The organism is Streptomyces boluensis (assembly GCF_009908195.1).
GTDB classification, from domain to species: Bacteria; Actinomycetota; Actinomycetes; order Streptomycetales; family Streptomycetaceae; genus Streptomyces; species Streptomyces boluensis.
Window position 1 is genome coordinate 1 of the sequence record NZ_JAAAHS010000079.1, and the last position, 24,489, is coordinate 24,489.

A 24,489-nucleotide genomic window follows, 5' to 3' on the forward strand; every position below is an offset into this window, starting at 1 on the left:
ACCCTGCCGTCGCGCCGCAGCCCGTCCCGGCCCCGGCGGCCTGAACGCGCTGAGCCCCGCATCCGTTTCGCGCGGATGCGGGGCTCAGCCATGCTCATGCGTAGGGGCGGCGGACGAGTCGGCCTGTACGCCGGGTTCTGTCTCCCGGGCGCCTTGCGGTGGCCGGGGAGGCGGTCATCCATCTGGGACCCGCATTGCTGCGAGCCTCGTGCGGTCTACCCGCGGACTCGGGCGGGCAGCCCTCGAACATCCGCGCAGAGTGCCTTTTACAGCACTCCTCTTGACCTTGCTCCGGGTGGGGTTTACCTAGCCGCCTGAGTCACCTCAGGCGCTGGTGGTCTCTTACACCACCGTTTCACCCTTACCCAGCACCAGAGTGCTGGGCGGTTTGTTTTCTGTGGCACTGTCCCGCGGGTCACCCCGGGTGGGCGTTACCCACCACCCTGCTCTGTGGAGCCCGGACGTTCCTCGGAAAAGGTCCGAAGACCTTCGCCGCGACCGCCCGGCCGGCTCGTCCGCCGTGCCGACCATGCTACCTGCCGCCTGAGGCACGGAACGTCGCTCGACCTTGCTTGACCTTGCCGCAGCGTCAAGGTTTCTACTGAGGTCATGCGGATCGGAGAGATCGCCGCGCTCGCCGGAGTCACCTCGCGGGCCGTGCGCCACTATCACCAGCTGGGCCTGCTGCCCGAGCCCGAGCGGCGCCCCAACGGGTACCGCGCGTACGGCCTGCGGCACGCCGTCGAGCTGGCCCGGATCAGACGCCTGACCGAACTCGGGCTCGGGCTCGCCGAGGTCAAGGACGTGCTCGCGGACGACGCCGGGCGTGAACTCGTAGAGGTCCTTGAGGAGTTGGACGGGGATCTGGCGCGGCAGGAGGCCGCCGTGCGGGAGCGGCGGGCGCGGCTCGCGGAGCTGCTCGACCGGGCGCGGGCCGGTGAACTGCCGCCGGAGGGGCCCGTGTCGCCGGAGCTCGGCCGGATCTTCGCCGCGTTCGGGCCGAGCGATTCACCGATGGCCGCGAAGGACCGGCAGCATCTGGCGCTGTTCGACTCGATGATCGGGAACGGAGACGGGGACGGGGGCACGGACGGTCGTCGTGGTGAACTGCTCGCCGCGCTGCGGCCGTTGGCCGATGATCCGGAGTTCGTGCGCCGGGTCGAGGGGATGTACCGGCGCCTCGACGAGCTCGCCGACGCCCCCGCGGACGACCCGCGGATCGCCCCGCTCGGCGCCGAACTCGCCGCCGCCATGCCCGCGGAGCTGCTGCGTCTGATGAGCGAGGGCGACGCGGAGCAGGCGGTACGGGGTGACTTCGGGGAGGCGTTCCTCGGGGACTTCGCACCGGCACAGGCCGAGGTCGTACGCCGCATGATCGCGGCGCTGACGGAGCGCGCGCGGCGCGCGGACGGGGGTTGAGGGAGATGGGACCGGCCAGGTCTTTGGACGTTCTGCGCAGGCTGACCGTGCTCGAAGTGCGCGGAATGCACAGCCTGTTGCTGTGGGTGGTGCGGCGGCGGCACGGGGTCGCGGAGGGGGCGCGCCCGATGGCGTACACCTCGCCGCAGACGGCGATGCTGTTCGGGCTGCTGTTCGTGGCGGTGCTGGAGACGGTCGCCCTTGCGGTGCTCATCCCGTGGCCGGCGGTGCACGCGGTCGTGCTGTTCCTCGACGTGTACACGGTGCTCCAGGTGCTCGCCCTGCACGCGGCCTGTGTGACCCGTCCGCATGTGGTGGCCGCCGACGGTGCGCTGCGCATCCGGTACGGGCATCTCCTCGACCTGCACGTGCCGGCCGGGGCGATCCGGCACGCGCGCGTGGAGCGGCGTTTCCCGACCGGCAAGCGCGTACAGGAGCACCCGGACGGCAGCGTGGACCTGCTGGTCGGCGCGCAGAGCACGGTGTGCGTGGAGCTTGCGGCGCCGGTGACGTTCGCGCGGCCGCTGGGGCGGCGGGTGGAGGTGACGTCGGCGGTGCGGTTCCACGCCGACGATCCGCAGGGCCTGGTGGCCGCCGTCCGGGGCGCGGTCACTCCGGGGCGAACAGCACCTTCGCCGCTCCCGGGTCGGCCTGCGTCAGCTTGACCCGCAGCCGCTCGCCGAGCGGCAGGTCCGCGGTGCCGCCCTCGATCCGGGCGACCACCGCGGGGTCCTCCAAGTACACGGTGCCGACGGCCGGTTCGTGCTCCTTCACGTCGACGACGATCGCGTCGAAGACCTCCCCGACGCGGTCCCTGAGCAGCGCGGCCTCGACGATGTCGACGCACTCGCGCTCCACTGTGTTGGCCCGCCGGGTGCCGTCGGCCATCTCCTTGGGCAGCTCGGGCAGGGCGGCGCGTACCCACTCAGGCGCCTGCTCGTTCGCGACCGCCGCCAGACAGAGCTCACCGGTGTACCGGTCGACGAGGCGGCGCAGCGGGGCCGTGCAGTGCGTGTACGGGGCGGCGACGGCGGCGTGCACGCGCGGGTCGGGCAGCTCGCCGTCGGTGAACACGGTGTAGCCCGCGCCGCGCAGCAGCGTCGTGCACTCCTGGAGGAAGGCCGCGTGCCGGGGTTCGCGCGGGTCGAGGGCGCGCAGCAGGTCGGCGTACGGGACGTGGTGCGGCCAGTCCACGCGCAGGGCGGTCGCGGCGCGGCGCAGCCGTCCCACGGCGCCGTCGGGGGCGGCAGGAAGGGTGCGCAGGACTCCGGTGCCGTACCCGAGCATCAGGTCGGCGGCGGCGGTGCCGGTGAGCAGGGAGATCTGGGCGTTCCAGGCGTCGGCGGGGAGCGGGGCGCGGTAGGCGAGGGCGTAGTGGCCGTCGCGTTCGACGATCTCCTGCTCGGGGACGTTGAGGGAGATGCCGCCGCGCTCGATCTCCTGCTGTTCGCGCAGCAGCCCGATGTCCTTGAGCAGGGCGAGCGGTTCCTCGGCGGTGCCGCCGTCGATGGCCTTCTGCACGCCGTCGTAGTCGAGCTTGGCGCGGCTGCGGACCAGGGCGCGGCGTACGTCGATCTCGGTGCGGCGGCCGTCCGCGTCCAGGTCGATGGTCCACAGGAGCGCCGGTACGTCCTGGTCCGGGAGCAGGCTCGCGGCGCCCTCGGAGAGCAGTGGCGGGTGCAGCGGCACCTTCTCGTCGGGGAAGTAGAGGGTCACCACGCGCGCGTGCGCCTCGTTGTCGAGGGCGCCGCCGGGGGTGACGAAGGCGGCCACGTCGGCGATGGCGTACCGGACGCGGTAGCCGCCGCCCTTCCTGCGGGACAGGTGCATGGCCTGGTCGAGGTCGGTCGACGTGGGCGGGTCGATGGTGAAGAAGCGGATGTCGGTGGCGTCCTCGTCGGGCAGCCGGGGTGCGCGCGCGGCCGCTTCCGCCTCGGCGAGCACGTCGGCCGGGAAGGCCTCCGGTACGTCGAGGCTCGTGCGCAGCTCGCGCAGGGCGGCGCGCAGCGGGGTCGCCTCCGTGGTGGGGGGCACGTGCAGATGGCGGCGGGGCATGTGTGTGAGCGTATTTCGTCCCGCCCGTTTCCTCCCCTTCTCCAGGGCTTCGTCCCGGCCGGGAGTGGGCCTGCGGGCGGCGGCCGTTACGCTCGGCGGGGGCCGCACCCCCGTCTCGTACCGCCGCTGAAGGAGAACCCGCCGTGCTCGTGCTCTTGCCTCCGTCCGAGGGAAAGGCCGCCTCCGGGCGGGGTGCGCCGCTGAAGGTCGAGGGGCTCTCGCTGCCGGGCCTGAGCGAGGCCCGGCAGGCCGTGCTCGACGAGCTCGTGGAGCTGTGCGCCGCCGACGAGGAGAAGGCGCGCGAGGTACTCGGCCTGAGCGAGGGGCTGCGCGGCGAGGTCGGCAAGAACACCGAGCTGCGGACCGCCGGTGCGCGGCCCGCCGGGGAGATCTACACCGGCGTCCTGTACGACTCGTTGGGCCTGGCGACCCTGGACGCGGCGGCGAAGCGGCGGGCCGCGAAGGCGCTGCTCGTGTTCTCCGGACTCTGGGGCGCGGTGCGCGTCACCGACCGGATTCCGTCGTACCGCTGCTCGATGGGCGTGAAGCTGCCGGGGCTCGGCGCCCTGAACGCGTACTGGCGCACGGCCATGGCCGATGTGCTGCCCGAGGCCGCGGGGAGCGGCCTGGTGCTCGACCTGCGCTCGTCGGCGTACGCGAGCGCGTGGAAGCCGAAGGGCGAGGTGGCGGAGCGGACCGCGACCGTGCGGGTGCTGCACTCGCAGCTGGTCGACGGGGTGGAGAAGCGGTCCGTGGTGAGCCACTTCAACAAGGCGACCAAGGGCCGGATCGTCCGCGACCTGCTGCAGGCCGGCGCGCAGCCCGCGTCGCCCGCCGACCTTGCGGGGGTGCTGCGGGACCTCGGGTACATGGTGGAGGCTCAGGCTCCGGCGAAGGCCGGGAAGGCGTGGCAGCTCGATGTGATCGTGACGGAGATTCACTGAGCATCGCGACAGAGATCCACTGAGCATCGCGACGGAGATCCACTGAGGCGCACCCTCGAAAGCAGCTGAGGCGCACCCCCGAAAGCAGCCGATTGCAGCATGCGCAACGCCTTTTGCGCATGCTGCACGGTAGCGGCAGGATGGGGCGCATGACTTCGCGTTCTGTCCTGGACCTCGCCCCCGTCGTGCCCGTCGTCGTCGTGGAGGACGCCGCCGACGCGGTGCCGCTCGCTCGGGCGCTGGTCGCGGGCGGGCTGCCCGCGATCGAGGTGACGCTGCGGACCCCCGCCGCCCTCGACGCGATCCGCGCCATCGCCGCCGAGGTGCCGGACGCCGTGGTCGGCGCGGGCACCGTGATCTCTCCGGCGAACGTACGGGACTCGGTGGACGCGGGCGCCCGCTTCCTGGTCAGCCCCGGCTGGACGGACACGCTCCTGGACGCGATGAAGGCGTCCGGCGTGCCGTTCCTGCCCGGTGTGTCCACCACGTCGGAGGTCGTCGCCCTGCTCGAACGCGGGGTCACCGAGATGAAGTTCTTCCCGGCCGAGGCCGCGGGCGGCACCGCCTACCTCAAGTCGCTCGCCGGTCCGCTCCCCCAGGCCCGGTTCTGCCCGACCGGCGGCATCACGCCCGCCTCGGCGCCCTCGTACCTGGCGCTGAAGAACGTCGGCTGTGTGGGCGGCAGTTGGATGCTTCCGGGCGACGCGGTCGCCGCGAAGGACTGGGGCCGGGTCGAGCGCCTGGCCCGCGAGGCCGCGGCCGTACGGGACTGAACCCTCAACTGACCAGCGGCTCAGCGCAGGTGGGACGTGTCGTTGAGGAGCCGCAGCGAGGCGTTCCCGTCCGCGTAGTACGCGAGGGCCGAGACCGAGGCCGCCGAGAGCTCCATCCGGAACAGCGACTCCGGCGGCGCCCCGAGCGCGAGCCGGACCAGCGTCTTGATCGGCGTGACGTGTGTGACGAGCAGGACCGTACGCCCCGCGTACCGCGCGACCAGCTCGTCGCGGGCGGCCGCGACCCGCTCGGTGACCTCGCCGAAGGACTCGCCGCCAGGCGGTGCCGCGTCCGGTGAGGCCAGCCAGGCGTCCAGCTCGTCCGGGTAACGCTCCCTGGCCTCGCCGAAGGTCAGGCCCTCCCAGACTCCGAAGTCCGTTTCCCTGAGGCCGGGTTCGACCCGTACGTCGAGGCCGAGGCGGGCGGCGACCGCGTCGGCGGTCTCGCGGCAGCGGCGCAGCGGAGAGCTGACGATGTCCTGGATGGTGCCGCGCGCCGCCAGGGCCGCGGCGACCCGCTCGGCCTGGGCACGGCCCGCGGCCGAGAGCGAAGGGTCGGAGCCGCCGCTTCCGGAGAACCGCTTCTCCGGCGTGAGCGCGGTCTCGCCGTGCCGCAGCAGCACCAGCGTGGCGGGCGTACCGAGATCGGCGGGCGCGGACCAGCCGGCGGCGGGCGTCTCCGTACCGGCCACAGTCACACCGCCCGGAGAAGCCTCCGTACCCGAACCCGTACCGGACTCCGTACTCGGCTCCGTGCGTGAACCGGCAAGTGCCGCGCGGGCCTTGGCCGCTCCGGCCGAGGCGTCGCCGGGCGGGCCCGTGGGCTCAGGGGCGCTCGCGACCTTGCGGGCCGCGCGGGCGTCCTGGGCGTCGAGCTGGGCGGTGGACCGGTCCGGGCTCCACTGCTCGCCGCGCTTGCCCGCGTCCATCGCCTCGTTGGCGAGCCGGTCGGCGTGCTTGTTCTCCGCGCGCGGGATCCACTCGTACGTGACCCGGCCGGGCGGGAACACCGCGCGGGCCGCGGCGGCGAGCGGGCGCATGTCCGGGTGCTTGATCTGCCAGCGGCCCGACATCTGCTCGACGACGAGCTTGGAGTCCATGCGGACGGCGACCTCGGCCTGCGGGTCGAGGCTGTGCGCGGCGGTCAGACCGGCGATCAGGCCCTTGTACTCCGCGACGTTGTTGGTCGCCACGCCGATGAACTCGGCGGCCTCGGCCAGGACTTCGCCGCTCTGGGCGTCGATGACGACCGCGCCGTACCCCGCGGGTCCCGGATTGCCCCGGGACCCGCCGTCGGCCTCGACGACGAACTGCCGCGCCGTGCTCATTACAGGCCGGACTCCGACGTACGCACCAGGATGCGGTGGCAGTTCTCGCAGCGCACGACCGCGTCGGCGGGTGCGGAACGGACCTCGTTCAGCTCCGTGATGTTGAGCTCGATGCGGCAGCCGTCGCAGCGGCGCTGGAACAGCCGGGCCGCGCCGACGCCGCCCTCCTTCACGCGCAGCTTGTCGTAGAGCTTCAGGAGGTCGGCCGGGACCGAGGCGGAGACGACCTCGCGCTCCTTGGTGACCGTGGTCGCCTCGCCGTCGATCTCCTCGAAGGCGGCGTCCCTGCGGCCGGTGGCGTCGTCGATCTTCGACTGCACGGAGGCGACGCGTCCGGACAGCTCGCCCGCCCGCTCCTGCGCGGACTCGCGGCGCTCCATGACCTCCAGGACCACGTCCTCCAGGTCGCCCTGGCGCTTGGCGAGCGAGGCGATCTCGCGCTGGAGGTTCTCCAGGTCCTTCGGCGAGGTGATGGCGCCGGAGTCGAGGCGCTGCTGGTCGCGGACGGCGCGCTGGCGCACCTGGTCCACGTCCTGCTCGGCCTTGGTCTGCTCGCGGGCGCAGTCGCTCTCCTCGGTCTGCGCGGCGACGAGCAGGTCACGCAGCTGCGTGAGGTCCTTGGTGAGCGACTCGATCTCGGCGTGCTCGGGCAGCGACTTGCGCTTGTGCGCGAGCTGCTGCAGGCGTACGTCGAGGGCCTGGACGTCGAGGAGTCGGATCTGGTCGGCGGGCGCGGCGTTCAGTTGGGGGCTCCAGATGAGTCGGTGGGTGCGGGGGCGGACGACGCCGCGTGGGCGGTCCAGGGGTCGGTGACCGTCTTCGAGACATGGACCCGCAGGTCCCATCCGTGACGGTCGGAAATCTCGTCGAGCTGGGCGGCGGCCTGCTCGCACCAGGGCCATTCGGTGGCCCAGTGCGCGGCGTCGAACAGCGCGAGCGGGCCCTCGGCGAACGTGGCGGCCTGGGTGGCCTCGGAGGCCGGGTGGTGGCGCAGGTCCGCGGTGAGGAACGCGTCCACGCCCGCCGCGCGGACGGCACCGAAGAGGCTGTCGCCGGAGCCGCCGCTCACCGCGACCGTACGGATCACCGCGTCCGGGTCGCCCGCCGCGCGGATGCCCTGCGCGGTGGCGGGCAGCCGCTTCGCCGCGTGCGCCGCGAACTCGCGCACCGTCAGCGGGTGGTCGAGCTCGCAGATCCGGCCGAGGCCGCGGTGGCCCGCCGGGTCCGTGGTGTCCGGCACGAGCGGACCCACGATGCGCAGGTCGAGGGCGCCGGCGAGGGCGTCGGAGACACCGGGGTCGGCGGTGTCGGCGTTGGTGTGCGCGACGTGCAGGGCGATGTCGTTCCTGATCAGGTCGTGCACGACGCGGCCCTTGAAATGCGTGGCCGCGACCGTCGTCGTACCGCGCAGGTAGAGCGGGTGGTGGGTGATCAGCAGGTCGGCGCCCAGACGCACCGCCTCGTCGACGGTGTCCTGGACCGGGTCGACGGCGAACAGCACGTGCTGGATCCGGGCCTGCGGGTCGCCGCAGACCGTGCCGACGGCGTCCCACTGCTCGGCGCGCTCCGGGGGCCACAGGGCGTCGAGGGCGGCGATGACTTCAGACAGACGGGGCACGGGTTTAGGCTACCTGGCCTTCCGTCGTCCGATCACTGGGCGCTGTCCGGGGCAGGCGCATCCGGGGGCTGCGCCCCCAGACCCCCGCTCCATCGCGCTGACGCGCTCGTCCTCAAACGCCGGACGGGCTGGGTTGAACCGCCGACAGCCCGCTCAGCCCAGCCCCGCTCCCGCTCAGGGGGCCAGGTACCCGCGCAGGTCGCCGAGCACCTCGTCGGCCGCGGTCACGCCGAGGCCGAGGTACCAGGTCTCGTCCGGGACGTTCTTCGCCTGGCCCTTCTCGACGGCGCCGAGCTTCTTCCAGAGCGGGTTGTCCTCGGCCTTGGCCCGGTCGGTCTTCTCGGCGTCGCCGTAGACACCGGTGAAGATCCAGTCGGCGTCGGCCTCGTCGATCTTCTCCGGGCTGACCTCGGTGGCGAGGTCCTCGATCCGCTGGTTCTTCGGGCGCGGTACGCCGACGTCGTCGAGGATCGTGCCGATGAACGAGGCCTTCGCGTACAGCCGGATCATGCCGGGCATGTAGCGCAGCATCGTGACGGTCGGCTTCTCGCCGCGCTTCTCGATGTCCGCGCCGAGCCGCTCCGCCTTCTTCTCGTACGCGGCGAGGCGGTCCTTCGCCTCGGCCTGCTCGTCAAGTGCGGCGGCGTTGAGGAGGTAGTTCTCCTTCCAGGTGAAGCCCGGACGGATGGAGAACACGGTCGGCGCGATCTTGGAGAGCTGCGGGTACATCTTCGCGGCGCGCAGCTCGCTGCCGAGGATCAGGTCGGGCTTGAGGGCGGCGATGGCCTCCAGGTTGAGGGCGTTGATGGTGCCCACGTCCTTGGGGCTGCCCGCGTCCTTCGCGAGGTAGCCGGGTATGCCGTCGTCGCCCTCGGTGGGGGCGTAGCCGACGGGCTTGATGCCGAGGGACACGACGTTGTCGAGCTCGCCCACGTCCAGGACGACGACCCGCTTCGGCTTGGCCTTCAGCTCGGTCTCGCCGAGGGCGTGCTCGATGGTGCGCGGGAACTGGCCGGGCTTCGCCTCGGTGCCCATCCCGGCGGTCTTCTCGGCCGCCGCGGCGAAGTCCTCGCCGCCCTGCGCGACGGACTTGCTGCCGCTGCCGTCCTTGGCCTTCCCGGCGCCCTGGCCCGAGCCGGCGTCGCCGCCCGCGCAGGCCGCGAGGGACAGCGAGGCGGCGACGGCGAGAGCGACGGCTGCGGTGCCGCGGCGTCGTACGGACATCTGTACTCCAGCGTGAAAAGGGCCCCGGAGCGTGCGGAGGGCCCCGAGGAAGACCAGGTGGAACTTAGGTGGCCCTTACCTTAAGCCACGTCCCGTTCAGCACAGACACCACGCCTTTCTCAGGCGAATCTGGATATGGCCACCCTTATGCGTGAAGCGGACGGCAGCAGGTGCCACGGCAGCGCGTGCGAAAACTAGCTTCTTCGCCGGAGGTGACAGCTCACTCATGACGACGACGGCCTGTGCGACCGAGACCGCGACCGGCGCGAGCGCGACCGGCGACGACCCCACCACGGAGACCGCGCTCAAGGACCACGCCCCGACGGACGACCGCGCCGAGGACCCCCCGGACGCGGCGGCCCCGACGGACCCTGCCCCGGCGGACGCCACGGCGCGGGACCCCGCCACGACGGACTCCCCCGAGGGCGCACCCGAAGGACCGGAAGGACCCGAGCCCCCCGCGGCCCACCACACCCCGCACGTCCCCGTAGTCCCCCGCGACCCGTTCCCGATCACCGCGGACGGCGGGTACGCGGCGCGGCTCGCCCCGTACGGCGACAGCGGGGACGCGTGGTGTGCCGAGCGGTGGACCCTGGACGGGCCCGAGCCCTACGCCGTGCCGCTCCCCGTGGGCCAGCCCGAGGAGTACGACACCGGGGTGCTGCCGATGGCCGACGGCCGGGTGCTCGTCCAACGTGCCGTCGAGGGGCGGCAGTTGTTCTCCCTCCTCTACCCGACGGGCCCCGGCACCGGTGAACTCCCGCTCGGCGCCGTCGAGTCGACCCGGCTGCGCCTTCTGCCGCCCTCCCCGATCGGCTCGCACGCGTACGCCCTCGCCGTCGGCCCGCGCTCCACCGCGCTCTGGCTGGTCGCGGGCGGCGCCTTCGGCCCCGAGCACCTCGCCGAACTGCCCGGCCGCTGCACCGGCGGCGTCTGGCTGGACCGCGCGGGCCGCATGCTCGCCGTGGACCAGGAACTCGACGGCCGTACGAAGACGGTCGCCGTGGACCTGGAGCGGGGCGGCGAGGTCTCGGCGCTGCTGCAGATCACCGAGGAGAGCAACGACCGGCTGCTGCTCGCGGACGCGGCCAGCGGTCTGATCCTGGTCCGCTCCGACGCCGCGGGACACGACCGGCTCGGCTGGGGTGTGCTCGGCTCGACGCTGCCGGTGCGGTTCCCGGAGTGCCTGCGGCTCGCGGACTGCGCGGTGACGCCGTTCGCGATCCAGCCGGGGCAGGCCCTCATGCCGGAGCACTGCGCGGTGGCGCTGCGCGTCGACGGCGCGGCGGGTACCTGGATCGGTCTGTGGCGGCCCATGGAACGACGGGTCCAGCACTTCGCGGCGCCCACCGGCTGGCTGGCCGGATCCGGCCTGTGGACAACCGACGGAGTGCTCCAACTCCCGTACGCCACCGGCCTCGAGCCCTGCGGTGTGGCCCAGCTCCCGGCGCCGCCGCCGAGGGAACCCGAGCCCACGCCCGACCCCGTACCGGAGCCCGTGGCGGCGCCGCGTCCGGTGCCGCTGCAACAGGCCTCGCGCACCGGACAGCTCGCGCTCCCCCGGGCCACCAGCCGGACGTGATCCGCAGCACGGAAATCGGCTCCCGCGCGGTGCCGGAAACGGCTCTCGGGCGGGGTTCGGAACAGGGCGCGAGCCGGGACGCAAAGGGCTCGTCCGGCGTGGCGGGGACGGCTTCCGAACCGTTACGAAGGCGTGCCACAACCCGTTACGTGAGCGGGGCGTGCACCGCTTTCAGGACGGTTAGACTCGCCCGGCTGTCCTTTGACGATCTTCTTACGGGGTGACGTTTTTCCCATGACCGAGAACAGCAACGTGCCGACGGGGCTGAACACTCCGGACGCCGGTGCGGAGCAGAGCGGGTACGGCAGGCACCGGGGCCAGGTCTCCGTGCAGGACGTTCCGGAGAACGCTCCCGCGCCGCGCGGCAAGCACCGCAAGCCGTCCCAGGAACGACGCTCGGAAGCGGCCTGAACCGCCGCCGGGCAACACGGAACCGAGCAGCACCGAAGGGCCGTATCCGCTTTCCGGATACGGCCCTTCGGCATGCGTGGCCACCGCCGCGTAAAGACACTTCCCGGCCAGGAAGTGACACAGCAAGTGACAGCCGGCTAGCCCTTCTTGAGGCCGAGCACCTCCGCCGCCGCGAACGTCTCGTTCGGCGGCCGCTCCGCGTAGTACGGCGACAGCAACTCGTCGAGCTCCTCGTACGAGAAGGCCTCCTTGGCGGTGTCGAACTTGGCGGCCACCTTGGGGCGTTCGACGATCGCGACGATGCCGCCGTGCACGACGAGCAGCTGTCCGTTGGCCTTCGCCGCGGCCGGTCCGGCGAGGTAGCCGACGAGCGGGGCCACGTGTTCCGGGGCCAGCGGGTCGAGTTCACCGGCGGTGGGTTCGTTGAAGCCGGCGAAGACGTCCTCCGTCATCCGCGTACGGGCGCGGGGGCAGATCGCGTTCGCGGTCACCCCGTACTTGCCGAGGGCGAGCGCCGTGGACGTGGTGAGGCCCACGATGCCGCCCTTGGCCGCCGCGTAGTTGGGCTGCCCCGCCGAGCCCGCGAGGAACGCCTCCGACGAGGTGTTGATCACCCGCCCGTAGACCGGGCCGCCGGACTCCTTGGAGCGGGCCCGCCAGTGCACCGCGGCGAAGTGCGTGGTGTTGAAGTGACCCTTGAGGTGGACACGGATCACCGAGTCCCACTCGTCCTCGGCCATGGAGAAGATCATCCGGTCCCGCAGGATGCCCGCGTTGTTGACCAGGATGTCGAGCTTTCCGTACGTGTCGATCGCCAACTGCACGAGCGCGCGGGCCTGTTCATGGTCCGCGACGTCGGCGAGGTGCGCGACGGCCTGGCCGCCCGCGGCACGGATCTCGGCGGCGACCTCCTCGGCGGGCGCGGCGGAGGCCTCGCCGGAACCGTCCCTGCCGGGCTGCCCGAAGTCGTTGACGACGACGCTCGCGCCGAGCCGGGCCAGCTCAAGGGCCTCGGCCCGGCCGAGGCCGCGGCCCGCGCCGGTGACGATCGCGGACAGGCCCGCAAGTGGCTGTGACATCAAAGTCCTTCCGCAGTAAAGGAGTTGAGGAGCCGTCGCGGCTCAGAGTTCGATGCAGGTGCGCAGCGCCTCGCCGCTGCGCATCTGGTCGAGCGCGTCGTTGATCCCGGCGAGCGGCACCCGGTGGGTGATCAGGCCCTCCAGGTCGATCCGGCCCGCCCGCCACAGCGCGATGGCGCGTTCGTACGAGGTGAGGACGTCGCCGCCGCCGTACATGGAGGGCAGGATCCGCTTCTCGTCGAAGAACAGCTCGAACATATTGACCTGGAAGAAGTCGTCGAGCGCGCCCGCGCCGACCACGCACAGGGTGCCGCCGCGGCGGGTCGTCTCATACGCGGTGCGCGCGGTGGCGGACTTGCCGACGACCTCGAAGACGTAGTCGAAGCCCTCGCCCGCGGTGACGCGCTGCTTGGCGTCGTCGAGGGCGTCCGGCGCGACCGCCTCGGTGGCGCCGAACCGGAGGGCCGCCTCGCGCCGCGCCTCGACCGGGTCGACGGCGACGATCTGCGCGGCGCCCTTGAGCCGCGCGCCCTGGATCGCGGAGATCCCGACGCCGCCGCAGCCGATCACGGCGACCGACGAACCGGCCTTCACATCAGCGGTGTTGACGGCCGCGCCGAGCCCCGTGGTCACGCCGCAGCCGATCAGCGCGGCCACGTCGAAGGGCACGTCGTCGGGGATGGGCACCGCGCTCTTGGCGTCCACGACGACCTCTTCGGCGAACGTGCCGGTGCCCGCGAAGCCGAACACATCACCGGCGGGGCGCTTGAAGTTGGGCACGCCCGCGTTCATGAACCCGGCCAGACAGAGGTGGCTCTGGCCGCGCTTGCAGGCGGGGCAGATGCCGCACGCGGGCAGCCAGCACACCAGGACGCGGTCGCCCGGCTTGACGTGCGTGACGCCGTCGCCGACGTCGAGGATCTCCCCGGCGCCCTCGTGGCCCGGCACGAACGGTCCGGGCTGCGGAAAGACGCCGCTCATCGCGGAGAGGTCCGAGTGGCACAGGCCGGTGGCCCGTACCCGGATCCTGACCCTGCCGGGTCCGAACCCCACCGCCTCGACATCGTCGAGGACCTCCAGCTTGTCCTGGCCTATCTCGTGCAGTACGGCTGCGCGCATGGTGCGGCTCCTCTCGTACGCCAAATCGGTTCGCCTCGTACGCCACATCGGTGCGGCTCGTACGCCGGATCAGTGCGGCTCGTACGCCAAATCGGTGCGCCGGTACGTCAGTTGTGCTCGACCACGGTGTCCGCGAGGACCGGTGCGTCGTCCCGGTCGGCCGCGGTGACCTCGACCTGGACGCGGCCCTCGTCCTGCCACATGCGCAGCCGCAGCGTCTCGCCGGGGAAGACGATCCCGGCGAACCGCGTGGTGTACGACCGCACCCGGGACACATCGCCGCCGAGCACCGTGTCGACGACCGCCTTGAGGGTCATCCCGTAGGTGCACAGTCCGTGCAGGATCGGCTTGTCGAACCCGGCGAGCTTCGCGAACTCGGGGTCGGCGTGCAGCGGGTTCCAGTCGCCGGAGAGCCGGTACAGGAGTGCCTGGTCCTCGCGGACCGTCCGCTCCTCGACCCGGTCGGGCGCGCGGTCCGGCCGCTCCCGGCGGGCGGACGGGCCGCGCTCACCGCCGAAGCCGCCCTCGCCGCGTACGAAGATCTGGGTGTCGCAGGTCCACAACGGGCCCTCGTCGTCCGCCACTTCGGAGCGCATCACGATGACGGCGGCCTTGCCCTTGTCGTACACCGCCGGGATCGTCGAGGTCTGAACGGCCTTGCCCGCCACGGGGATCGGCCGGTGCAGGGTGACGGTCTGGCCGCCGTGCAGCACATGCGCGAGGTTCACATCGACGCCGGGCGCGGAAAGACCCCCGGCCACGGCCATCCCGCCGCCCGCGACGGTCGCGAAGCTGGGCAGCACGTGCAGCTTGGACTCCAGGGTGTAGCGCAGCTCGTCAGGGTCGGTGGCGGGCAGTCCGGCGCCGAGGCCCAGGTGGTAGAGCTGGATGTCCTTGTGACCCCAGGCGATGTCGGTACTGCGGGGCTCGGCAGCTACGGCCTTTGCGGCATCAATGGGCATGGGGACGCGGCTCCTTGTGGTGGCGGCGTACGGGTCCTTGTCGTGGCGGCGTACAGGTCCTTGTCGTGGCGGCGTACAAGCAAGACCTCGGCGCGGCCGTCCGCACCGTCGACCGCGCCGAGGTCGTTATGTGACCGGCCGACCCGTCCGTTCTAGAACGCGTTCTAGGCCGGTGGTCACCATGTATAACGCAGCGCTGTGCCGTTGGGAAGACTCCTCCGGCGCATTCCTGACGCAATGTCAGATCGACTGTCGTGAACGGCCGGGAACGGCCTGGAACGGTCCGGCGCGGGTCGCGTCCGACGGCGGTGCCCGTCCTTAGGGTGACCGCATGAACGAGATGCCCCGCGACCACCGCCCTTCGACGAGCGTGCGCGTCCTCCTCGCGGAGGACCACGGCATGCACGGCGGGCTTGCCCTGCGGCTCGGCATGGAGCCGGACATCGAGGTCGTCGCCCAGGTCGCGACGGGCGACCGGGTCGTGGCCGAGGCGCTGTCCGTACGGCCCGATGTGGCGCTGCTCGACCTCGAACTGCCGGTCCGCGACGGCCCGGACGTGGCGGCGGAGCTGCGCGCCGAGTGCCCGGACTGCAAGGTCCTGATCCTGACGACCTCCGCCAGGCCCGGCGCGCTCGATCGGGCCATGAACGCGGGCGCGGCGGGTTTCCTCGTCAAGGACGGGCCGGTGGGCGAGCTCGCGGAGGCGATCCGTCAGGTCCTGCGCGGCGAGACGGTCATCGACCCGGCCCTCGCCGCGGCTTCGCGTACGGATACAGATACGGGTACGGGTGCCGCTTCTCGTACGGGTACGGGCAACTGACCGGGCGGGAGGCCTGGTCCGCCTCCGCCTCCGTCGTGGCCGGTCAGCCGGTGCGGCGTTCGGCGCGTGGCATCCACAGGAGCATGACGACAACGCCCGCGAGCAGGATGAAGCCACTGGTACGGAACGCCGCCGCGTACCCCTCGGCCAGGGCCTCGGGCCGTGTGGAACCGGCCGTCGTCGACGCCGCGACGGTGGAGAGCACGGCCAGGCCGAGCGCGCCGCCCATCGTGCGGGAGGTGTTGATGAGGCCGGAGACGAGACCCGCGTCGCCGGGTGCCGCGCCCGAGGTGGCGAGGGAGGCGAGCGGCGTCGAGGCGAGGCCCGCGCCGAGCATCATCACGATGCCGGGCAGCATGATCGACGTGACGTAGTCGCCGTCGGCCGTCATCGTCGACTGCCAGCCGAAGCCCGTCGCGGCGATCAGGATGCCGAGCATCGACACGTTCTTGGCACCGAGCACGGGCATCAGGCGCGGGGCGACCTTGGAGCCGAGGACGATGGTCAGCGAGGACGGGATGAGCGCGAGTCCGGCCTTCAACGGCGAGTAGTGCAGGACGTTCTGCGCGTACAGCGTCATGAAGAACCACATGGCGAACATGGCGCCGCCGCAGATGAACATCGACACGTTGGCCGCGGACACCGAGCGCACCCGGAACAGCTTCAGCGGCATCAACGGCACCCGCGTCCGCGCCTCCACGAGGACGAAGAGGAGCAGCAGTACGAGGCCCGCGACCAGCGGCACCAGGGTCGCGCTCGCCGTCCAGCCCTCGGCCTCGGTCTGCACGATGCCGTACGCGAGGGTGGCGAGGCCGGCCGTGACGAGCACCGCGCCCGGCAGGTCGAGGCGGCGGGCCTGGCCGGAGCGGCTCTCGCTGAGCCAGAGCACGCCCGCGGTGAGGACGAGCACGCCGATCGGCACGTTGATCAGCAGCACCCAGCGCCAGGACAGCAGGTCGGTGAGGACCCCGCCGACGAGCCCACCGGCCGCGCCGCCGCCCGCGCCGACCGCGGACCAGGTGCCTATCGCCCGTACCCGCGCGGGCCCTTCGGGCACCGCCGACGTGAGGATCGTGAGCGTCGACGGGGCGAGGATCGCTGCGCCGAGTCCCTGGGCGGAGCGGGCGGCGAGCAACTGCCAGTCGGCTTGCGCGAGCCCGCCCGCGAGGGAGGCCAGGGTGAACAGGCCCAGGCCGACGAGGAACATCCGCTTCCGCCCGAAGAGGTCCCCGGCCCGGCCGCCGAGCAGCATGAACCCGGCGAACGCGATCGAGTAGGCGTTCACCACCCACTGCAGACCGATGGCGCTCATGCCCAGGTCGGCTCGCATCGACGGCAGCGCGGTGTTCACCACGGACACGTCGAGGACGACGAGGAACTGTCCCGCGCAGGCGGCCAGCATGACCGCCCAGAGCGGTGCGGCCTTCTTGGCGGTGCGGGGGGCTATGTAAGTGTCGGACGGCGTTTGGACCATGACGGCCATGCTCTCAGGGCGGGGGTGCGGGATGCATCGGGGTATCGGCGTACATCGGTCTCGGTCGCGGGGACTAGGCCTCGCGTGGGCGGCGGGGGAGTTCGCGTACGACTACGCGTGCGCCCTTCACGTACGACCGCGCCCTCAGTCGTCCCCCAGCCAGATCTCCTCCATGTCCGCGACCGCCTCCTCGGTATGTGCGACCCGGAACACGGAGAGCTCGCGCCCGGCCCGGTGCAGGGGGCTGACCTTGGCCTGGGCGAGGTCGCAGAGCCCTCCCCAGTAGAAGCTCCTGACCTTCTCGTCCAGGTCGACGTCCGCCTCGGCGCAGTCCCGCGCGGTGATGCCGAAGGCGGTGACCACGTCGGCCACGGAGCCGTCGAAGTCCCAGTCGTCCTCCCCGGCCCAGCCGGCCGCGAACACCCGGGCTCCGCCTGGGTGGATGATCTTCCACGCGCCGTACGTCATGTTGTAGTCGATGGTGCAGGAGGCGATGACGACCGCGTCGGGGAAGCGCTCGGCCAGGGCTTCCGCCTCGTCGTTCACCGGGAAGCCGCCGTTGCAGTGGACCAGGCCGGGGTCGGCTATCTCGATGACGTCGCCCCAGCAGCCGACCCGGACCAGCTCCAGGTCCGCGCGGGTCTCCGCCATGAAGCCCTCTGTCGCGGGGACGGTCCCCAGGTCGGCGAGGACCTTCTCCACGGTGCCGAAGGCTTCGGTGAAGGCGCGGGCGGCGGCCGGGTCGTGCGCGGGCAGCCGGGCGTCGTGCGCAACGCCGGAAGCGGGCCCACCACTTCCGGCACCACTCCCAGCACGACTTCCGGCACGGCTTCCGGCATGGCTTCCGGCATGGCTTCCGGCATGGCTTCCGGCACGGCTTCCGGCATGGCGTACGACGGTCAGCTGGTACTCCCCGTAGTACGCGACCTCCGTATCGGCGGGCAGGTACCAGGGCGAACTGGCGGCGCCTTCAGCGGCGTTCTCGGTCATGAGCAAACCGTAGCGACCACCACTGACAATCAACTGGCCGCTCATCCACGCCAGTTGGCGCCCCCTACGCTCCCCCAGGTAATGGCCCGCATCCAGCGGCCCCTGAAAATCCCCGTCTGCGCCCTCAGTTCCCTCAGTCCCCCAGAAGCATCTCCTCCATGTCCGCGAGCGCGTCCTCGGTGTGGGCGACACGGAACACCGACAGCTCCCGGCCCTCCCGGAGCAGTGGGCTGACCTTGCCCAGGGCGAGGTCGCAGAGCCCGTCCCAGTGGAAGTACTCGTCCAGGTCCTCATCGGCAAAGTCCTGTGCGGTGATGCCGAAGGCGTTGACCACGTCGGCCACAGAGCCTTCGACGTCCTGTTCGCCCTCCTTGGCCCTGTCGGACACGAACAGCCGGGCTCCGCCTGGGTGGATGATCTTCCAGGCGCCGTACGGCATGTTGTAGTCGATGCTGCAGGAAGCGATGACGACCGCGTCGGGGAAGCGCTCGGCCAGGGCATCCGCCTCCTCGTCCACCGGGAAGGTGCCGTAGCCGCTGGGAATCAGGCCGGGATCGGTGATCTCGATGACGTCGCCCCAGCAGCCGACCCGCACCAGCTCCAGGTCCGCGCGGGTCTCCGCCACGAAGCCCTCGGTCGCCGAGACCGTCCCCAGGTCGTCGACGACCTTCTCTATCGTGCCGAAGGACTCGGCGAAGCGGCGGGCCGCGACCGGGTCGTGCGCGGGCAGCCCGGCATCATGCGGCACGCCGGAAGCGGCCGGGCCTGTTCCGACATGCCGCACGACGGTCAGGCAGTACTCCCCGTAGTACGCGACCTCCTCGTCAGCCTCGTCAGCGGGCGTGCACCAGGAAGAAGTGGCAGCGGTTTCAGTCATGAGCAGACCCTAACGACCGCCACTGACAATCAACGGCCCACCTTTTCCCCCTAGTTGAGCCCCCTAGGGGAGCCCTGGGCCCCCTGGTTCAGACCCTAGTCGGCACGCCGCAGCATCGTCACCACAGCCGCCCCGCCGAGCCCGATGTTGTGCGCGAGGCCGACCCGCGCGCCGGGGACCTGCCGGGCGCCCGCCTGGCCGCGGAGCTGCCAGGTCAGTTCGGCGGCCTGGGCGAGGCCGGTCGCGCCGAGCGGGTGGCCCTTGGAGATCAGGCCGCCGGACGGGTTGACCACCCAACGCCCGCCGTACGTGGTCGCGCCGGACTCGACGAGCTTGCCCGACTCGCCGTCCCCGCACAGGCCGAGCGCCTCGTACGTGAGGAGTTCGTTGATGGAGAAGCAGTCGTGCAGCTCGATCACGTCGACGTCCTCAATACCGACGCCCGACTCCTCGTAGACGCGCGCCGCGGCCGCCTTCGACATGGGCTTGCCGACCACGTCGATACAGGAACCGGAGTCGAAGGAGGCGCCGGTGTCGGTCGTCATGGCCTGGCCGGTGATCTCCACGGCCCGGTCGCCGAGGCCGTGCCGGTCCACGAAGCGCTCCGAGACGACGACGGCCGCGGCGGCGCCGTCCGAGGTCGGCGAGCACTGGAGCTTGGTGAGCGGCCGGTGGATGGTCTTGGCGGCGAGCACCTCGTCGACCGTGTACACGTCCTGGAACTGGGCGTACGGATTGTTCGCCGAGTGCCGGTGGTTCTTGGCGCCGACGGCCGCGAGCTGCGCCTCGGTGGTGCCGTACAGCTCCATGTGCTCGCGGGCCGCGTCGCCGAAGATCTGCGCGGTGGGCGGGCTCATCTCGAAGCCGTGCCGCTCGGCCATGATCCCGTAATGCCGGGCGACGGGCGAGGTCTTGAAGTCGCCGCCGTCCGCACCGCCACCGAGCGCCCCGCGCGCCATCTTCTCGAAACCGAGCGCCAGTACGCAGTCGTTGAGCCCGCCCGCGACGAACTGCCGGGCCATCATCAGGGCGGTGGACGCGGTCGCACAGTTGTTGTTCACGTTGTAGACCGGCACGCCGGTCAGGCCCAGTTCGTACACGGCGCGCTGCCCGGCCGTCGACGCCTGGAAGCAGTACCCGACGGGCACTTGCTCGACCTTCTCGTACGGGATCCCGGCATCCTCAAGAGCCTTGGTGCCGGCCTCCTTGGCCATGTCCCAGTACTGCCAGTCGCGCGTCTCGGGCTTCTCGAACTTGGTCATGCCGACACCGACGATGTACGTCTTCACAACAGCCTCCGGTCCGTGGCGTGGGGTCGTGGCGTGGGGTCAGGGCGTGGGGTCAGATGAGGGGGCGCGGCTCGGGGTCTCGGGGCAGCCCGAGGAGCCGCTCCGCGACGACGTTGAGCTGCACCTGTGTGGTGCCGCCCGCGATGGTCAGGCAGCGGGACATCAGGAACCCGTGCACGGCCCGCTCGCCCGCGCCCTCGCGTACGGCACCGGCCGGGCCGAGCAGTTCGAGGGCCAGCTCGGCCACCTTCTGCTGGTGCGGGGTCTGGACGAGTTTCCTGATGGACGCCCCGGCGCCGGGCTCGGCCCCGGCGACCTGGCGCATGGTGGTGCGCAGGCCGATGCTGGCGAGGGCGTGCGCCTCGGCGGCGAGTGCGCCGATCCGGGCGCGGCAGGCGCCGTCGAGGTCGGCGGCGCGGCCGATGAGCGCTTCGAGGCCGGTGTCGAAGGTCAACTGGTCGGCCATGTGGACGCGTTCGTTGCCGAGGGTGTTGCGGGCGACGCGCCAGCCGTCGTTCACTTCGCCGACCACGGCGTCGGCGGGCAGCACGACATCGTCGAAGTACACCTCGTTGAACAGGGCGTCCCCGGTGATCTCCTTCAGCGGCCGGACGTCGATGCCGTTGCCCGCTTGAGAAGTCGCGGCCTTCATGTCGACGAGGAAGTAGGTCAGCCCTTTGTGCTTGGGGGCTTCGGGGTCGGTACGGGCGAGCAGGATCCCGTAGTGGGCCCACTGGGCGGCGCTCGTCCACACCTTCTGCCCGTTGATCCGCCAGCGCCCGTCGTCGAGCCGCTCGGCACGGGTGCGCAGCGATGCGAGGTCGGACCCGGCCTCCGGCTCGGAGAACAGCTGGCACCAGAGCACCTCGCCGCGCAGCGTCGGCGCGAGGTACCGCTCCTGCTGTTCCCGGGTCCCGTACGCGAGGAGCGAGGGCACCACCCAGGTGGCGATGCCCAGGTCGCTGACCTTGACCCCGGCGGCCTTCAACTCCTCCTGTACGACGAGCTGTTGGACCGGACCGGCGCCGAGTCCGTAGGGCGCGGGCAGGTGTGGGGCGGCGTAGCCGGTGGGGGCGAGGGCGCGGCGGGCGGCGCCGGGGTCGAGCCCGCGCGCCCCCTCGATCACGGTGCGCGCCTGCTCCCGGTACGCGTCCGCCTCCGCCGGAAGGCTGAGGCGGAGCTCTCTACGGGCGCCGGTTTCGGCAAAACGCACAGCACGCGCGCGGTGGCTGTCCCCCGTGCCGAGCAACTGCCGGGCGACGAGGGCGCGCCGCAGATACAGATGCGCGTCGTGCTCCCAGGTGAAGCCGATGCCGCCGAGCACCTGGATGCAGTCCTTGGCGCAGGAGTGGGCGGCGTCGAGTGCGGTCCCGGCGGCGAGGGCGGCGACGAGCCCGCGTACGTCCTCGTCCTCGGCCGCGGCGCGGGCGGCGTCCCAGGCGAGCGCCCGCGCCTGCTCGACCCGTACGAGCATGTCGGCACAGAGGTGCTTGATGCCCTGGAACTGTCCGATGGGCCGCCCGAACTGCTCGCGCACCGCGGCGTGTTCGGCCGCGGTGCGCAACGCCCAGTCGGCGGTGCCGCAGGCGTCGGCGGCGTACAGGGCGGCGGCGAGGTCGCGTACGAGGGCGGTGTCGACGCCTTGGAGGACCCGCGCGCGGGGCACGTGCACCTGGGCGGCGCTGACCTCGGCGGTGGGCCGGGTCGGGTCGACACTGTCGTGCACGCGCGTGGTGACGGTTTCGGTGTCGACGGCCACCCATAGGGTGCCGGTCGCGGATTCGGCGGCGAGGAGCAGCAGGTCGGCCTCGGCGCCGGAGAGCACGGGCGGTGCGGTGCCGTCGAGCACGTATCCGTCGCCGTCGGCCACGGCGGTGAGCGTGCCGGCGCCCAGTGCGGCGGCGCCGATCCGCTCGCCACCGGCCAACTGCCGGGTGAGTTCCCGCTGTTCGGCCCGGTGCAGGACGGTGGCGGTCAGGGCGTTGGCGAGGTACGGCCCGGGAAGCGCGGCCCGCGCGGCCTCTTCGAGGACGACGGCGAGATCGACGAGGTCACCTCCCCCTCCCCCGTACTCCTCCGGCAGATGCGGCGCGAGCAGCCCTTGCCCGGCGAGCCCGTCCCAGTACGCGGGCCGCCCGGCCGCTCCGCCCGGGGCGTCGAGCAGCTTGCGCGTCTCCTCGGTCGGTACGGCCCGGCCGACCCAGCCCCGCACGGCGTCGGCCAACTCTCGTTGCTGTTCGGTGATTCCGATGCTTCCGATGCCCATGCGGGGCACACTAGAACACGTTTCAATCTGACGGAAGGTCAGATGAAGTCGCTTGTTGACCGGTTGCCGGTCGACTGTCGGCCGCTTGCCGGCCGGCCACCGTCCGGGCGAAGCCGAGCAGCGGTACGGCCGTCCGCTCCGGGCCCTCCACGATCGGCGAGTGCCCGAGCCCCGGCAGCATGGGCGCGGGCCCGGCCGAGCTCTACGGGGCGGTGGTGTCGCCGGCCTGTGGGGCGAGCGGGACACGGCTCGGCTCTGCGAGCGGCTGGCGTCGGCGTCGTCCTAGTAGGCCCGATTCGCCCTGACGGACGCGGAGTTGGCCCGCCGGGTGGCGGCCGGCCCTCGGGTGGCCCCGGAGGCGGAACCGTTCCTGGCGATCGACGATGTGACGTGGACGCCGTGAGGGTGCGTGTCACGGGCGCCGCACGCGTCGGCCCCCGGAACGAGAGCTCCCGGGGGCCGACGTAAGCGCAAGGCGCAGAGACCGGAGTCAGGCGGTGCCTAGCTCAGACCCAGCGGGATGTCCTTGACGGTGATCGAGACGGAGTCGATGGAGCCGTCGGTCAGCACGGGCAGACCGTTGGGGCCCTGCGCGAAGTTGGCCTTCAGGCCCTCCACGTCGCCACCGACGGACAGGCCACCCGCGATGTTGTCCAGGTCGGCGTCGGCTATCTCGGCGGTCTCGATGCGCGAGGTCTCGCTCATGGTGATGAGTGTCCTTCGTGTGTGGTGGGAAGTCGTGCCCCTAGACACAATCACGCCCACACAGCACAGGAATCCCCCAACTCCCCACCTTTCACATGCTGTTCACCGGAGCCCCGCACCCCGCTTTACGGCCGCGACGAGGGCGGCGGGATCGACGGTGGGAACGCCGGTCGGAACGCCGGTCGGAACGCCGGTCGGAACGCCGACTCCTTGGCGGAATCCGCCACCCGTCAAGCGAGCGACCACGGTGAACGCTCCGTCGTACTCAGCGAAATCCTCAAAGAACAGGATCAGTCCCGTCTCGGTCGCGTCCGCTCCGCAAAAGTAGCGGGGCCCGGGAGCACTCGAGTAAAGGAGATCCAAATCCTCGATTCCGTCAGCCACCCGGCACAACAGTCCGGGCTCTCCGGGGCCGTACATGAGGAAGAGGAAATCGTGGCTCCCGACGGGCGAGCCCTTGAACGCCCTCTGGAACTCCCCCCACTCACCCCACGCACCGCCCTCCGGAAGTTCGATCGCCCGATGTGGAACCTCACTCCACCGCACATGGCTCGCACTCCAGGGAAACCGGAGGAGCACCTCATGAAATCGCGCCGATTCCTCGACAGGGAGGACTCGCGCGCCGTGGCGCTCAATCCACTCCGAGACATGTTGCTGATCGACGCGCACTTTGACGCCTCTCCCTTCAGCCGGCTCGGGGCCAACAGCCAGTTCCTGGCCGAAGTGTCGAAGGCCGAGGAGACGCCTCGCGGCTACCTCACTTACGAAGAAACCCGACCAGCCCCGAGCTGATCCCCTTCGCCGCCTTCCCCCGCCACTCGGCGCTCGTCAGCAGCGCCTCGTCCTTCGGGTCGCGCATGTTGCCGCACTCGATGAAGACCTTCGGGACCGTGGAGAGGTTGAGGCCGCCGAGGTCGGTGCGGGTGTCGAGGCCCGTGCCGTCGCCGATGTAGTTGGACGGGGCGGTTCCGGTGCTCCGTACGAAGCTGCCCGCGATCCGTGTGCCCAGGTCGCGGGACGGGGCGACGATCGCGCCCGTGTCCGCCGCGCCCGCGTCGACCTTGCCCGGCACGATCACGTGGAAGCCACGGTTGCCCACGCCCGAGCCGTCCGCGTGCAGGGAGATCACCGCGTCGGCGTCGGCCTCGTTGCCGATCCGGGCGCGCTCGTCCACACAGGGGCCGTAGGAACGGTCACCGTCCTGGGTGAACTTCACCGTCGCCCCCTGCTTCTCCAGGAGGGCGCGGAGCTTGCGGGCCAGGTCGAGCGTGAACTCCGCTTCGCTGTAGCCGTTGTTGGTGGCCGTACCCGTGGTGTCGCATTCCTTCTTGTTCGTACCGATGTCGACGAGGCGGGCGATGTCGGCGGTGTGATCGCGGTTGTTCGGGTTGTGGCCCGGGTCGATCACGACCGTCCTGCCGGCCAGCACACCGCCATCGGCCGACGGCGACTTCGAGGGCGACTTCGAGGGGGATGCCGGGCGCTCCGGCTCCTCCGTGCCCGGGTTCTTGGCGCCCCCGGCGGAACCGCTCGACACCGGCCCCGGCCCCGGCC

The 24,489-nt window shown here is 71.7% G+C and carries 22 protein-coding genes, 1 other RNA gene and 1 pseudogene; 7 read left to right on the plus strand and 17 right to left on the minus strand.

Annotation, left to right across the window (positions count from 1 at the left end; genetic code table 11):
• Positions 1-110: 110 nt before the first annotated feature.
• An RNA gene (gene rnpB / locus GUY60_RS13155) (RNase P RNA component class A) lies at positions 111-514 on the minus strand.
• A gap of 95 nt (positions 515-609) precedes the next feature.
• Between rnpB and GUY60_RS13160 the strand changes: the two genes are divergently transcribed.
• Both GUY60_RS13160 and GUY60_RS13165 read left to right on the plus strand, forming a co-directional pair.
• Entirely contained in the window at positions 610-1,419 is an 810-nt protein-coding gene (locus tag GUY60_RS13160) for a MerR family transcriptional regulator (protein ID WP_161697212.1), read from the plus strand.
• Positions 1,420-1,424: 5 nt separating this feature from the next.
• Complete coding sequence (locus GUY60_RS13165; protein WP_161697214.1) at positions 1,425-2,084, plus strand: hypothetical protein; 660 nt, start codon at positions 1,425-1,427, stop codon at positions 2,082-2,084.
• Here GUY60_RS13165 and GUY60_RS13170 read toward each other — a convergent pair.
• Positions 2,029-3,474, minus strand: a complete 1,446-nt coding sequence (locus tag GUY60_RS13170) for an RNB domain-containing ribonuclease (protein ID WP_161697216.1) — start codon at positions 3,472-3,474, stop codon at positions 2,029-2,031. The two genes, GUY60_RS13165 and GUY60_RS13170, sit on opposite strands and share 56 nt — an antisense overlap.
• Before the next feature lie 143 nt (positions 3,475-3,617).
• On the opposite strand from GUY60_RS13170, the gene yaaA reads away from it, so the two are divergent.
• Together yaaA and eda are read left to right on the plus strand one after the other, a co-directional pair.
• Positions 3,618-4,418 carry a peroxide stress protein YaaA gene (gene yaaA / locus GUY60_RS13175; RefSeq protein ID WP_161697218.1) on the plus strand — a complete coding sequence of 267 codons (801 nt, stop codon included), beginning with the start codon at positions 3,618-3,620 and terminating at the stop codon, positions 4,416-4,418.
• 149 nt (positions 4,419-4,567) lie between these two features.
• On the plus strand, positions 4,568-5,191 hold the full coding sequence (gene eda / locus GUY60_RS13180) for a bifunctional 4-hydroxy-2-oxoglutarate aldolase/2-dehydro-3-deoxy-phosphogluconate aldolase (protein ID WP_161697220.1): 624 nt from the start codon (positions 4,568-4,570) through the stop codon (positions 5,189-5,191).
• A 20-nt stretch (positions 5,192-5,211) separates the two neighbouring features.
• Here the strand turns inward: eda and GUY60_RS13185 are convergent, their stop codons facing one another.
• The 4 genes from GUY60_RS13185 to GUY60_RS13200 all read right to left on the minus strand — a co-directional run bounded on the left by GUY60_RS13185 (position 5,212) and on the right by GUY60_RS13200 (position 9,361).
• Positions 5,212-6,519, minus strand: coding sequence for a bifunctional RNase H/acid phosphatase (locus GUY60_RS13185; protein WP_161697222.1), 1,308 nt, complete (start codon positions 6,517-6,519; stop codon positions 5,212-5,214).
• Positions 6,519-7,262 (minus strand): zinc ribbon domain-containing protein, encoded by a 744-nt coding sequence (locus tag GUY60_RS13190; RefSeq protein WP_187370007.1) that lies wholly within the window; start codon positions 7,260-7,262, stop codon positions 6,519-6,521. The genes GUY60_RS13185 and GUY60_RS13190 overlap by 1 nt, the downstream gene beginning before the upstream one ends.
• Entirely contained in the window at positions 7,259-8,137 is an 879-nt protein-coding gene (locus tag GUY60_RS13195; RefSeq protein ID WP_161697226.1) for a Nif3-like dinuclear metal center hexameric protein, read from the minus strand. The genes GUY60_RS13190 and GUY60_RS13195 overlap by 4 nt, the downstream gene beginning before the upstream one ends.
• A 174-nt stretch (positions 8,138-8,311) precedes the next feature.
• Complete coding sequence (locus GUY60_RS13200; RefSeq protein ID WP_161697228.1) at positions 8,312-9,361, minus strand: ABC transporter substrate-binding protein; 1,050 nt, start codon at positions 9,359-9,361, stop codon at positions 8,312-8,314.
• A 226-nt stretch (positions 9,362-9,587) separates the two neighbouring features.
• Here GUY60_RS13200 and GUY60_RS13205 point away from each other — a divergent pair, with 226 nt between their 5' ends.
• Both GUY60_RS13205 and GUY60_RS38215 read left to right on the plus strand, forming a co-directional pair.
• Positions 9,588-10,943 (plus strand): hypothetical protein, encoded by a 1,356-nt coding sequence (locus tag GUY60_RS13205; protein ID WP_161697230.1) that lies wholly within the window; start codon positions 9,588-9,590, stop codon positions 10,941-10,943.
• A 234-nt stretch (positions 10,944-11,177) separates the two neighbouring features.
• The gene (locus tag GUY60_RS38215) at positions 11,178-11,354 is read left to right on the plus strand and encodes a hypothetical protein (protein WP_187370005.1); all 177 of its coding nucleotides are present in this window, start codon (positions 11,178-11,180) and stop codon (positions 11,352-11,354) included.
• A gap of 137 nt (positions 11,355-11,491) precedes the next feature.
• Here GUY60_RS38215 and GUY60_RS13210 read toward each other — a convergent pair whose 3' ends face one another.
• From GUY60_RS13210 to chsH3, 3 genes are all read right to left on the minus strand, one after another.
• On the minus strand, positions 11,492-12,433 hold the full coding sequence (locus tag GUY60_RS13210) for a 3-oxoacyl-ACP reductase (protein WP_161697232.1): 942 nt from the start codon (positions 12,431-12,433) through the stop codon (positions 11,492-11,494).
• A gap of 42 nt (positions 12,434-12,475) precedes the next feature.
• Complete coding sequence (locus GUY60_RS13215; protein WP_161697234.1) at positions 12,476-13,552, minus strand: Zn-dependent alcohol dehydrogenase; 1,077 nt, start codon at positions 13,550-13,552, stop codon at positions 12,476-12,478.
• Positions 13,553-13,659: 107 nt separating this feature from the next.
• Positions 13,660-14,514 (minus strand): enoyl-CoA hydratase ChsH3, encoded by an 855-nt coding sequence (gene chsH3 / locus GUY60_RS13220; RefSeq protein ID WP_161697236.1) that lies wholly within the window; start codon positions 14,512-14,514, stop codon positions 13,660-13,662.
• A 331-nt stretch (positions 14,515-14,845) separates the two neighbouring features.
• Here chsH3 and GUY60_RS13225 point away from each other — a divergent pair.
• Positions 14,846-15,277, plus strand: a pseudogene (locus GUY60_RS13225) (response regulator); the annotation flags it as partial.
• A gap of 100 nt (positions 15,278-15,377) precedes the next feature.
• Here the strand turns inward: GUY60_RS13225 and GUY60_RS13230 are convergent.
• The 8 genes from GUY60_RS13230 to GUY60_RS13265 all read right to left on the minus strand — a co-directional run.
• Positions 15,378-16,808 carry an MFS transporter gene (locus GUY60_RS13230; protein WP_161697238.1) on the minus strand — a complete coding sequence of 477 codons (1,431 nt, stop codon included), beginning with the start codon at positions 16,806-16,808 and terminating at the stop codon, positions 15,378-15,380.
• Positions 16,809-16,952: 144 nt separating this feature from the next.
• A complete protein-coding gene (locus GUY60_RS13235) occupies positions 16,953-17,798 on the minus strand; it encodes a DUF6333 family protein (protein ID WP_161697240.1) in 846 nt (281 codons plus the stop codon).
• Positions 17,799-17,931: 133 nt separating this feature from the next.
• A complete protein-coding gene (locus GUY60_RS13240; protein WP_161697242.1) occupies positions 17,932-18,675 on the minus strand; it encodes a DUF6333 family protein in 744 nt (247 codons plus the stop codon).
• Between the two features lie 95 nt (positions 18,676-18,770).
• Positions 18,771-19,964 (minus strand): lipid-transfer protein, encoded by a 1,194-nt coding sequence (locus tag GUY60_RS13245; RefSeq protein WP_161697244.1) that lies wholly within the window; start codon positions 19,962-19,964, stop codon positions 18,771-18,773.
• A 52-nt stretch (positions 19,965-20,016) separates the two neighbouring features.
• Positions 20,017-22,230, minus strand: a complete 2,214-nt coding sequence (locus GUY60_RS13250; protein ID WP_161697246.1) for an acyl-CoA dehydrogenase family protein — start codon at positions 22,228-22,230, stop codon at positions 20,017-20,019.
• A gap of 501 nt (positions 22,231-22,731) precedes the next feature.
• A complete protein-coding gene (locus tag GUY60_RS13255) occupies positions 22,732-22,935 on the minus strand; it encodes a hypothetical protein (RefSeq protein WP_161697248.1) in 204 nt (67 codons plus the stop codon).
• A 102-nt stretch (positions 22,936-23,037) separates the two neighbouring features.
• Positions 23,038-23,604, minus strand: a complete 567-nt coding sequence (locus tag GUY60_RS13260; protein WP_161697250.1) for a hypothetical protein — start codon at positions 23,602-23,604, stop codon at positions 23,038-23,040.
• An 88-nt stretch (positions 23,605-23,692) separates the two neighbouring features.
• Positions 23,693-24,489: N-acetylmuramoyl-L-alanine amidase (locus GUY60_RS13265; protein ID WP_161697252.1), on the minus strand; the 797-nt coding region annotated here is incomplete at its 5' end.

Bases quoted from the DNA above. Each gene is read 5' to 3' on its own strand.
- GUY60_RS13160 (WP_161697212.1), top strand. From the start codon at position 610: ATGCGGATCGGAGAGATCGCCGCGCTCGCCGGAGTCACCTCGCGGGCC.
- GUY60_RS13165 (WP_161697214.1), top strand. From the start codon at position 1,425: ATGGGACCGGCCAGGTCTTTGGACGTTCTGCGCAGGCTGACCGTGCTC.
- GUY60_RS13170 (WP_161697216.1), bottom strand. From the start codon at position 3,474: ATGCCCCGCCGCCATCTGCACGTGCCCCCCACCACGGAGGCGACCCCG.
- eda (WP_161697220.1), top strand. From the start codon at position 4,568: ATGACTTCGCGTTCTGTCCTGGACCTCGCCCCCGTCGTGCCCGTCGTC.
- GUY60_RS13185 (WP_161697222.1), bottom strand. From the start codon at position 6,519: ATGAGCACGGCGCGGCAGTTCGTCGTCGAGGCCGACGGCGGGTCCCGG.
- GUY60_RS13200 (WP_161697228.1), bottom strand. From the start codon at position 9,361: ATGTCCGTACGACGCCGCGGCACCGCAGCCGTCGCTCTCGCCGTCGCC.
- GUY60_RS13205 (WP_161697230.1), top strand. From the start codon at position 9,588: ATGACGACGACGGCCTGTGCGACCGAGACCGCGACCGGCGCGAGCGCG.
- GUY60_RS38215 (WP_187370005.1), top strand. From the start codon at position 11,178: ATGACCGAGAACAGCAACGTGCCGACGGGGCTGAACACTCCGGACGCC.
- GUY60_RS13210 (WP_161697232.1), bottom strand. From the start codon at position 12,433: ATGTCACAGCCACTTGCGGGCCTGTCCGCGATCGTCACCGGCGCGGGC.
- GUY60_RS13215 (WP_161697234.1), bottom strand. From the start codon at position 13,552: ATGCGCGCAGCCGTACTGCACGAGATAGGCCAGGACAAGCTGGAGGTC.
- chsH3 (WP_161697236.1), bottom strand. From the start codon at position 14,514: ATGCCCATTGATGCCGCAAAGGCCGTAGCTGCCGAGCCCCGCAGTACC.
- GUY60_RS13230 (WP_161697238.1), bottom strand. From the start codon at position 16,808: ATGGTCCAAACGCCGTCCGACACTTACATAGCCCCCCGCACCGCCAAG.
- GUY60_RS13235 (WP_161697240.1), bottom strand. From the start codon at position 17,798: ATGACCGAGAACGCCGCTGAAGGCGCCGCCAGTTCGCCCTGGTACCTG.
- GUY60_RS13240 (WP_161697242.1), bottom strand. From the start codon at position 18,675: ATGACTGAAACCGCTGCCACTTCTTCCTGGTGCACGCCCGCTGACGAG.
- GUY60_RS13250 (WP_161697246.1), bottom strand. From the start codon at position 22,230: ATGGGCATCGGAAGCATCGGAATCACCGAACAGCAACGAGAGTTGGCC.
- GUY60_RS13255 (WP_161697248.1), bottom strand. From the start codon at position 22,935: ATGAGCGAGACCTCGCGCATCGAGACCGCCGAGATAGCCGACGCCGAC.